Raw genomic sequence first — 8,401 nt, 5'->3', positions numbered from 1 at the left:
CCTTAACACACGGCACATAGTGGTGATGCGAAAGAGGAACTGGTTGTCTTTGATAAAGGCGTACCTGACTAACTGTTTCTCGCGAAGTACGCCGTCGCCAACTCGAGCATAGCTCTCCCCTTGCGTCGGGGCGAAGCAGTGCTTCGCTTTATCCCTCCTCATTTAGTATTTCGCGTTCCTCTTCAGCCACTTTGAGCTGCCGCTTGAGCTGCTTTATTTCTTGAAGAGCACTCATAAGATCAGGATCATATTGCTCTGTGCCGACAAGCTTGCCTTGATTGGCTTTGTTATGCCAATTTGATAGCGTTTGCATGGCAATGCCAAGCTGCTTTGCAGTGGCTGAGATATTGCCATTATTGTCTGATATCTTCTTGACGGCCTCGGCTTTAAATTCGTCACTGTAGGTTCTTACTTTCTTGGTCATGATAAACTCCGATTAATACGCTTAGTTTACCAAGTTTACCTCTACGGTTTCTTCAGCATAGCTCAATCGATACCGATACCTTAATTCAGTACATTGACCGTATTACCATGTTCTACATCAAGACTGCCGATAAATTACAGCGCACCTCAAAGTGGCGTGAAAGCTTAGAGGGTGGCTTAGATTATCTAAAACAGGTCATTATTGACGATAGCTTAGGTATTGTCGAAGAATTAGAAGATCAAATGCAGTTATTGGTTGATAGTTATGTTTGCGAGTGGAAAGCCACCATCACTGACAAAGAGAAGCTAAAACGTTTCCGTCATTTTGTTAACAGTGAATTGGCTGATGACAACGTGGTATTTGTGACTGAGCGTGAGCAAATTCGTCCTGCTACTGAAACCGAAAAACAGGTGTTAGAAGCGATAGTTTAGCGTTACCTAACTCCTATTTCATAATCACTGACACAAGGAAAGTCGTATGACCACTCAATTAATTTGTAAACTTAATGTTATCATCCCAGAAGGGGGCGTTTGTGCCCTGATAGAGGGCAAACAAGTGGCTGTTTTTCGTACCAAAGATGACCAACTCTTCGCCATTGATAACTTTGATCCTTTTAGTAACGCCAATGTATTATCGCGTGGTCTAATTGGGGGCACCCATATCAAGACCGAATTGCAAGATGGTAGCGTTAAGGAGCAAGAAGTTATCTATATTGCCTCCCCTATTTACAAGCAGCGATTTGACCTAGCAACGGGTCAATGCTTAGATGATGACACGGTTAAACTGGATTGCTATGACGTGAGCTTAGAAGGCGATAAAGTTATAGTCGGCCTGAAAGATGCAATAGCAGCTTAAGCCATTTATTAAAGCATTAAAAAACACACCCTACATAAAGTTTTAAAAAAAGGCACTCAAAAATTATCTTGAGTGCCTTTTAGCTGTCTTAAGTGATTTTTATGTTTGAACTTAACAATTAATTGAGCCTATCAGTTTTGAGTTTGGCTTATGGGTACAATACGCTCGTGCTGACCGTCACCCAATAAAGATTGACTGCCTATACCTTCAGGGTTTATTTTAAGATAAGCGGTCATCTGAGCCACTATTTCTTGATCTTCTTCAGACAAAATACGCTGTTTAATCGCTTCAACAGGCGGTACAGGCAAATTCTTCAATAAAGACAATAACTGACTGCTATGACCTTTGGTAACCACCAATTCAATTAGCTGGCGGGCATCAACAGGCAAATCCGCTGTTGACTGAGCCATAAGCGCTAAATGATAGGCGCCATGAGTGTCTTCATCTGTCATCACACGTTGCTCAATGGCTTTATAAGTCTCGCTGGTTGCTCCCCCTGCCACACTTAGTAAGTGTATACACTTAAGAGAAGAGTGCACCTCGTTATCAGCAATGGCTTTGATTTTTTCTGATTGTTCTTCTAATAATTTGCGTTTCTGCACTAACTTGTCATCTGAAGTCATATTTTATTCCTAAATTTTCTAAAAACGGGCTATTGCTGACTCTAATTAAAAATCATGTTCTCAATATCTTTAAGCTTATTGGCTAGTAGCTTAACCCTATTAAAAACAACTGCCCGTCTTTAGCGTATGCCCAAAGCATACTTACTTATTAAATAGTTTTTTACTTAACAGATATATGGCGATTATTATGAATTTATAAAGCGCTGAAATACAAAAACATAACATGCCTGCAGGTCGGCAACTAGCCACTAAAAAAGCCTCAGATCTTCTCTGAGGCTTTTTTAGTGTTTAACTTACTTTTTAGCACTATTCTTTTTAGGGCAGTGTTTTTAGTACTATTCTATCGATTAGGCTGGGCTGTGCTCTTCAACCAAAGGCTTAAGCTCACCTGATTGATACATCTCAAGGATAATATCAGATCCGCCCATCAATTCACCATTGATCCATAACTGTGGGAAAGTTGGCCAGTTAGCAATCTTTGGTAAGGTAGCGCGAATTTCAGGGTTTTCTAAAATATTAACGAAAGCAAATGGACGACCAATTTGAGTCAATACTTCAATGGCTTTTGCAGAGAAACCACACTGTGGGAATTGCGGTGTGCCTTTCATATAAAGAAGTACTGGGTTTTCTTTAATTTGGTTACGGATTAGGGTTTCGATATCTTGATTTTGATCTGTCATAATAAATCCTTATTGGAAGACACGTGTAAAACTTCAGTTAAAGAAGCAGGGAGAATAAAAGTGACGTTAAATTATTAATGGGGATGGTAACAAATAATGCAACAAAAATGCATATTCAACACAGATTATTGTTTACTCACGAGAACCACAGCACTGCATAAAACACCTTCTTGACGACCGGTAAAGCCCAACTTCTCAGTAGTAGTCGCTTTTACACTAATATTTTCTACATCCGTGGCTAGGTCTTGAGCAATATTAGTACGCATCGCTAGGTTGTGTTTGGCTAACTTGGGACGTTCACAAGCCACAGTAATGTCAGCATTAATCAGCTTATAACCCTTTTGCTGAACTAAATCATAGACATGACGCAATAGAACTCGTGAATCTAGACCTTCATTGGCATCATCCGTATCAGGGAAATGCTGGCCAATATCACCCAAAGCCAAAGCTCCCAATAAAGCATCAGCTAAAGCATGTAATACCACATCGCCATCAGAATGCGCCAATAAGCTATGGCTATGCTCAATCTGCACCCCTGCCAATGTTACAAACTGTTGAGCAGCACTATCTTGGTTTCCACTCTCTGACGACTTGTCATAAAAGGCATGTACGTCAATACCTTGTCCAATTCTTATCATTATTAGCCTATCAGTGTTATAATTTAGCCAAATTTTAGCATAGTTTCTAATAATATGACGATATCTGCCTCTTTTGACAATAACCCTTACGATTTACCTGCATTGCGCCTAAGTGATGTGCCTAATCCTGAACAAACACGAGTGATCGTAGGTATGTCGGGTGGTGTGGACTCTTCTGTATCTGCAGTACTACTGCAAAAAGCAGGCTTTCAAGTGGAAGGCTTGTTTATGAAAAACTGGGAAGAAGATGACGGCACCGAGTACTGTACGGCTATGGAAGACCTAGCCGATGCTCAAGCTGTGTGTGACAAATTAGGAATTACCCTACACACTGCCAACTTCGCTATGGAATACTGGGATCGAGTATTTGAGCACTTCTTAGCCGAATACCAAGCTGGCCGTACCCCAAACCCAGACATTCTGTGTAATAAAGAAATCAAGTTTAAAGCCTTCTTAGATTATGCCTCTGATCCTAAATTCGGTCTGGGTGCGGATTACATCGCTACCGGTCACTACACTCGCCGCAGTATCAATTACTCGCGTGAAGATGGGACTGAAGTAGCCCGACTATTACGTGGCCTAGATAACAACAAAGACCAAAGTTATTTCTTACACGCAGTGGGCGGCGATAAAATTGCCAAGACTTTATTCCCAGTGGGTGAATTAGAAAAACCTGAAGTGCGCAGAATTGCCGAAGAGTATGAATTGGCTACTGCTAAGAAAAAAGACTCTACTGGTATTTGCTTCATTGGCGAGCGCCGCTTCAAAGATTTCTTACAACAATACTTACCGGCCAAACCTGGCAATATTGTGACCGATGATGGTATTACCATTGGCAAACATGATGGCTTAATGTATTACACCTTGGGTCAGCGTGGTGGCATTGGTATTGGCGGCGTAAAAGACCGTCCTGAAGAGCCGTGGTTTGTACTAAAAAAAGACTTAACCAACAACGAGCTAATTGTGGGGCAAGGTCATGACCACCCTATGCTTCTGAGCCAAAGTCTGACCGCTTATAAGCTTGATTGGGTTGAGAGTGTTGCCCCGAAAGCCCTGTTTAGTGAGCAGGGCTTAAAGTGTTTGGCCAAAACCCGCTATCGTCAGCCGGATCAAAGCTGTACAGTCTTTGCAGATTCTGAAGACGGTAGCCGAGTTAAAGTTGTGTTTGATGAGCCACAACGTGCGGTTACTCCTGGTCAATCTGCGGTGTTTTATGTTGGTGAGGTTTGTTTAGGTGGCGGTGTGATTGAGTCGTTTGAGGCATAAGCCTTTTGCTACAATCTGCCTTTACGTCATATTTATGAGCGATAACTTGCTATAATTGGCTTCAGTAATTTTAAAATGCTTACCTTACTAGGTATTACATTGACATTAGATATTACATTAAAGGGAACCTAGGTTCCCTTACTTTATTTAATTTGCTATAAACGTTTAAACTTCGTTTTTTAATAATCTCGTTTCATTAACCCACTGAGTTGAAGGATATTTATGTCTGCCTCTTTATCTGCGTTAACTGCCCTATCTCCTATTGACGGTCGCTACGCCAGCAAAGCTGATTCACTACGTGAGCATTTGTCTGAGTTTGGTCTGATTAAAGCCCGTGTTACCGTTGAAATTCGCTGGTTGCAAGCCTTAGCTGACAATGATGCCATCACTGAATTGGCAAAATTTGATGCTGAAACCAATGACTTCTTAAATGCTATCGTTGATAACTTTAGTGAAGCGGATGCTCAAGCGATCAAAGACATTGAAAAAACCACCAACCATGATGTAAAAGCAGTTGAGTATTTCATCAAAGATAAATTCCGTGGTAATGCTAAATTAGAGGACAGTCTAGAGTTCATTCACTTTGCCTGTACTTCTGAAGACATCAACAACCTATCTTATGCGTTAATGCTAAAAGACAGCCGTGAAATTCTTGTTGCTAAGTTACAAGAAGTGACTGACTCAATTGTGGCCCTTGCCAAAGAGCATGCTAAACAGCCAATGTTGTCACGCACTCACGGTCAGACCGCTAGCCCAACTACTTTGGGTAAAGAGATGGCCAACGTAGCATACCGCTTAGCCCGTCAAATTAAGCAAATTAATGAATTGGAACTATTGGGTAAAATCAATGGTGCCGTGGGTAACTACAACGCTCACCTATCAGCCTACCCTGAAGTAGACTGGACCGCTCATGCTCAAAGTTTCATCACAGAACGTTTGGGTTTAGTCTTCAACCCTTACACCACTCAGATTGAACCACACGATTATATCGCTGAGCTATTTGATGCGGTTCGTCGTTTCAATACTGTATTAATCGATTATAACCGTGATATCTGGCAGTACATTAGCTTAGGCTACTTTAAGCAAAAGCTAAAAGAAGGCGAAGTTGGCTCTTCAACTATGCCACATAAAGTTAACCCAATCGACTTTGAAAACTCTGAAGGTAACTTAGGTGTGGCAAACGCTATGTTGGCTCACTTAGGTGAAAAACTGCCTATTTCACGTATGCAGCGCGACCTATCTGACTCAACGGTTCTACGTAATATTGGCGTAGGTCTTGCTCAAAGTATGATTGCTTATGATGCCTGCTTAAAAGGTATTGGCAAGCTAGAAGTCAACCCAGAAAGACTAGACAGCGATCTTGATAATGCTCAAGAAGTACTGGCTGAGCCTATTCAAACTGTTATGCGCCGCTACCGTGTGGAAAACCCATACGAAAAACTAAAAGCTCTAACCCGTGGTCAAGCGATGACCCGTGAAAAAATGCTTGAGTTTGTGAGTGGCAACGAATTAGATGCGGTTCCAGAAGCGGATAAAAAACGCCTACTTGAGCTGACACCTGCTACTTACATAGGTAACGCAGATGAGCAAGCATTAGCCATTGATGAGTGGATTGCTAAGCTAAATAAATAATTTATGCTTTAAAGTTAAAGCAAGTTGATGTTAGAGAAACAAAAAACCCTGCTTTTATAAGCAGGGTTTTTATAATTATGAAGGCAATATCTTATTCTGCTGAAGCTAAATTAGTTATCCAAATGTATTCAACTAATCCTTAATTCAGTTAGCATCAAACCAATAAGACTAAAAAATCTTAATCTTTTTTATCATCCTTATCGTCATCACCACCAGGTATAATAGCTTTACCCACGGCTACGGTGCCTTTAACTACCCCTTTGGTGGTTTTATAGGCTACTTTAACTGGCACAGTAACCAACTTGTGTACGCAACCTTGTATCATGATACTGCTAATGATAATGGTTAATAGCGTTAATTTTTTCATAACTTTCCTAGAAATTATATAGACTCATTTAAGCAACGATAATAAATCATTAAAATAGCATACTAAAGCTAGATTTTATATTATTTCCCTACTCTAACCTTAACAACAAATGAAATAGCTGACCGACTAATGGTCAGAAAAACTGATTTAACCACCCTGGATTATTTATGACACCCCTTAATTTTTGTTTACCTGACACCGTTACCCCCGAACAATTCTTAACTGAATATTGGCAAAAAAAGCCACTGCTTATCAAGCAAGGCTTACCTCAATTAAAAGACATGTTTGAACCACAAGATATCTTGGGATTAAGTCTGGATGAGGCCGCCACCTCTCGGCTGATTACCCAAAATAAAACTGAAACTGGCGAGCAGTGGCAATTACAACAAAGCCCTTTAACCGAAGAGATGTTCGCTGATTTACCTGAGCAGTGGACCGTATTGGTTCAGAACTTAGAGCAATGGTCGCCTGAACTAGGTCAGCTATGGAATGCCTTTAACTTTATCCCGCAGTGGCAACGAGATGACATCATGGTGTCTTATGCCCCCAAAGGTGGCTCTGTTGGTAAGCATTATGACGAGTATGATGTTTTTTTAGCACAAGGCTTTGGCTATAGACGTTGGCAGCTCGGAAAGTATTGTAATGAAAGGACTGAGTTTATCGAAAATCAGCCCATTCGTATCTTTGATGACATGGGAGAGATAATTTTTGATGAAGTATTGGAGCCAGGTGACGTACTATATGTACCGCCCAAACTTTCTCATTATGGAGTGGCACAAGATGACTGTCTGACCTTCTCATTTGGCTTTAGACGCCCAAATTTAATGCAAGTTTTAGACAGCTTAGTCGATGCAGCAACCAGTGAACCTTCACTGTTTACGCCACTGCTATTAGATCAGCCCTTACAAGCCCCCGGAAAGCTGAATCAACACAGTATCTCACAGATCAAACAGCAATTGCTTGAACTACTGCAGTCCCATCAAGGTGAAGAGCTGGTCGCAGAAGCGGTTAGTGAAGTGGTCAGCAAACGCCAGTATGAGCTTTTAGTCCCCGAAGATAGCCTTGATGCAGAAGAATTACAACAAGCCTTATCTGAGGGAGCCATAATAAGAACCGATTATAGCAGCCGCCTAATTTATACTGAACTTGATGATCAGCTAATGGTTTATGCCAATGGTCAGCCTTTAGCCGATATCAGTGACTGTGAAGCAGAGCTGTTAAAGCGCCTGGCAGATGCCGACAGCCTGACTTATGAAGATTTTTTAGCAGCGAAACTATCTACTGAGACTGTTATGAGCTGGCTTGAGAACAGTTGGGTTTGGTTGGACTTTTGATCAGAGCTTGAGTCAGACTTCGAAAGTTAAGCACTATATTTACATTAGCGACATATTTTAGGGGCCATTCAAGGATTTATTAACGTCATCTCTTTATTAGTTTACATTTGTACACACACTTTACTTTATTTGCTTTTATAATGAAATGGTGAGTAATCAATCATGCACTTTGATATTGGGATGTTGGGTTAATAAGCTATTAGCCTATTTTCACAATAATATAGGGAGTGCTCTAATAAGGAGAATTACCATGTCAGATGATAATACAGTCAATAAAACCACGAAAATGGCCCGTAATGATATTAATCAGGATCATTTAGACAAAAAGGATCAGCAACGTACCAATGATTGCGCCTTAGACATGATGCAAGGTATGCACGAGCATGAAGAACATGACTCTAATGATTAAGATAGTAAATACGGCAAATATTAAATAAATATAAAGATAAAAAAAGACGCTTTAAGCGTCTTTTTTTATAGGGTAATCATTTAGTAAATAAGGGCAGTAAACTTATACCAATTCCACAAAATAATATACAATATAATCAACTCAACAACATAATAGAATCATATGCCGAAAAA

At 40.5% G+C, this 8,401-nt stretch carries 10 protein-coding genes and 1 pseudogene; 6 read left to right on the top strand and 5 right to left on the bottom strand.

From position 1 onward, the window contains the following. Positions 1–424 (bottom strand): annotated as a pseudogene (locus tag A1019T_RS09590) (transposase); the annotation flags it as partial. A gap of 107 nt (positions 425–531) precedes the next feature. Here A1019T_RS09590 and A1019T_RS09585 point away from each other — a divergent pair. Then, on the top strand, positions 532–855 hold the full coding sequence (locus A1019T_RS09585; protein WP_244156614.1) for a hypothetical protein: 324 nt from the start codon (positions 532–534) through the stop codon (positions 853–855). Between the two features lie 46 nt (positions 856–901). Further along, positions 902–1,279, top strand: coding sequence for a nitrite reductase small subunit NirD (gene nirD / locus A1019T_RS09580; RefSeq protein WP_077451456.1), 378 nt, complete (start codon positions 902–904; stop codon positions 1,277–1,279). 131 nt (positions 1,280–1,410) lie between these two features. On the opposite strand, the gene A1019T_RS09575 is transcribed toward nirD, so the two are convergent. The 3 genes from A1019T_RS09575 to ispF all read right to left on the bottom strand — a co-directional run bounded on the left by A1019T_RS09575 (position 1,411) and on the right by ispF (position 3,220). Continuing rightward, complete coding sequence (locus tag A1019T_RS09575) at positions 1,411–1,902, bottom strand: hypothetical protein (RefSeq protein ID WP_077451455.1); 492 nt, start codon at positions 1,900–1,902, stop codon at positions 1,411–1,413. 347 nt (positions 1,903–2,249) lie between these two features. Beyond that, on the bottom strand, positions 2,250–2,582 hold the full coding sequence (gene grxD, locus A1019T_RS09570) for a Grx4 family monothiol glutaredoxin (RefSeq protein ID WP_077451454.1): 333 nt from the start codon (positions 2,580–2,582) through the stop codon (positions 2,250–2,252). Positions 2,583–2,707: 125 nt separating this feature from the next. After that, positions 2,708–3,220 carry a 2-C-methyl-D-erythritol 2,4-cyclodiphosphate synthase gene (gene ispF, locus A1019T_RS09565; protein WP_077451453.1) on the bottom strand — a complete coding sequence of 171 codons (513 nt, stop codon included), beginning with the start codon at positions 3,218–3,220 and terminating at the stop codon, positions 2,708–2,710. 54 nt (positions 3,221–3,274) lie between these two features. On the opposite strand from ispF, the gene mnmA reads away from it, so the two are divergent. After that, positions 3,275–4,486 carry a tRNA 2-thiouridine(34) synthase MnmA gene (gene mnmA / locus A1019T_RS09560; RefSeq protein ID WP_077451452.1) on the top strand — a complete coding sequence of 404 codons (1,212 nt, stop codon included), beginning with the start codon at positions 3,275–3,277 and terminating at the stop codon, positions 4,484–4,486. A gap of 222 nt (positions 4,487–4,708) precedes the next feature. After that, positions 4,709–6,118 (top strand): adenylosuccinate lyase, encoded by a 1,410-nt coding sequence (gene purB, locus A1019T_RS09555; RefSeq protein ID WP_077451451.1) that lies wholly within the window; start codon positions 4,709–4,711, stop codon positions 6,116–6,118. A 178-nt stretch (positions 6,119–6,296) separates the two neighbouring features. Here purB and A1019T_RS09550 read toward each other — a convergent pair whose 3' ends face one another. Beyond that, a complete protein-coding gene (locus A1019T_RS09550) occupies positions 6,297–6,485 on the bottom strand; it encodes an NF038104 family lipoprotein (protein WP_028858515.1) in 189 nt (62 codons plus the stop codon). A 167-nt stretch (positions 6,486–6,652) separates the two neighbouring features. Here A1019T_RS09550 and A1019T_RS09545 point away from each other — a divergent pair, with 167 nt between their 5' ends. Together A1019T_RS09545 and A1019T_RS13245 are read left to right on the top strand one after the other, a co-directional pair. Continuing rightward, positions 6,653–7,819: a cupin domain-containing protein gene (locus A1019T_RS09545; RefSeq protein WP_077451450.1), complete on the top strand. Its 1,167-nt coding sequence runs from the start codon at positions 6,653–6,655 to the stop codon at positions 7,817–7,819. A gap of 250 nt (positions 7,820–8,069) precedes the next feature. After that, a complete protein-coding gene (locus tag A1019T_RS13245) occupies positions 8,070–8,228 on the top strand; it encodes a hypothetical protein (protein WP_167366859.1) in 159 nt (52 codons plus the stop codon). Positions 8,229–8,401: the final 173 nt, after the last annotated feature.

Origin of the sequence: Psychrobacter piechaudii (genome assembly GCF_900162825.1) — a bacterium.
In the GTDB taxonomy this organism is placed as follows: Bacteria; Pseudomonadota; Gammaproteobacteria; order Pseudomonadales; family Moraxellaceae; genus Psychrobacter; species Psychrobacter piechaudii.
The sequence above is the reverse complement of the archived record's forward strand: the minus strand, read 5'-3'. Positions and strand labels throughout refer to the sequence as shown.

Excerpts from the sequence above, each read along its gene's own strand:
- A1019T_RS09585 (WP_244156614.1), top strand. The coding sequence starts at position 532 with ATGTTCTACATCAAGACTGCCGATAAATTACAGCGCACCTCAAAGTGG.
- nirD (WP_077451456.1), top strand. The coding sequence starts at position 902 with ATGACCACTCAATTAATTTGTAAACTTAATGTTATCATCCCAGAAGGG.
- A1019T_RS09575 (WP_077451455.1), bottom strand. The coding sequence starts at position 1,902 with ATGACTTCAGATGACAAGTTAGTGCAGAAACGCAAATTATTAGAAGAA.
- grxD (WP_077451454.1), bottom strand. The coding sequence starts at position 2,582 with ATGACAGATCAAAATCAAGATATCGAAACCCTAATCCGTAACCAAATT.
- ispF (WP_077451453.1), bottom strand. The coding sequence starts at position 3,220 with ATGATAAGAATTGGACAAGGTATTGACGTACATGCCTTTTATGACAAG.
- mnmA (WP_077451452.1), top strand. The coding sequence starts at position 3,275 with ATGACGATATCTGCCTCTTTTGACAATAACCCTTACGATTTACCTGCA.
- purB (WP_077451451.1), top strand. The coding sequence starts at position 4,709 with ATGTCTGCCTCTTTATCTGCGTTAACTGCCCTATCTCCTATTGACGGT.
- A1019T_RS09550 (WP_028858515.1), bottom strand. The coding sequence starts at position 6,485 with ATGAAAAAATTAACGCTATTAACCATTATCATTAGCAGTATCATGATA.
- A1019T_RS09545 (WP_077451450.1), top strand. The coding sequence starts at position 6,653 with ATGACACCCCTTAATTTTTGTTTACCTGACACCGTTACCCCCGAACAA.
- A1019T_RS13245 (WP_167366859.1), top strand. The coding sequence starts at position 8,070 with ATGTCAGATGATAATACAGTCAATAAAACCACGAAAATGGCCCGTAAT.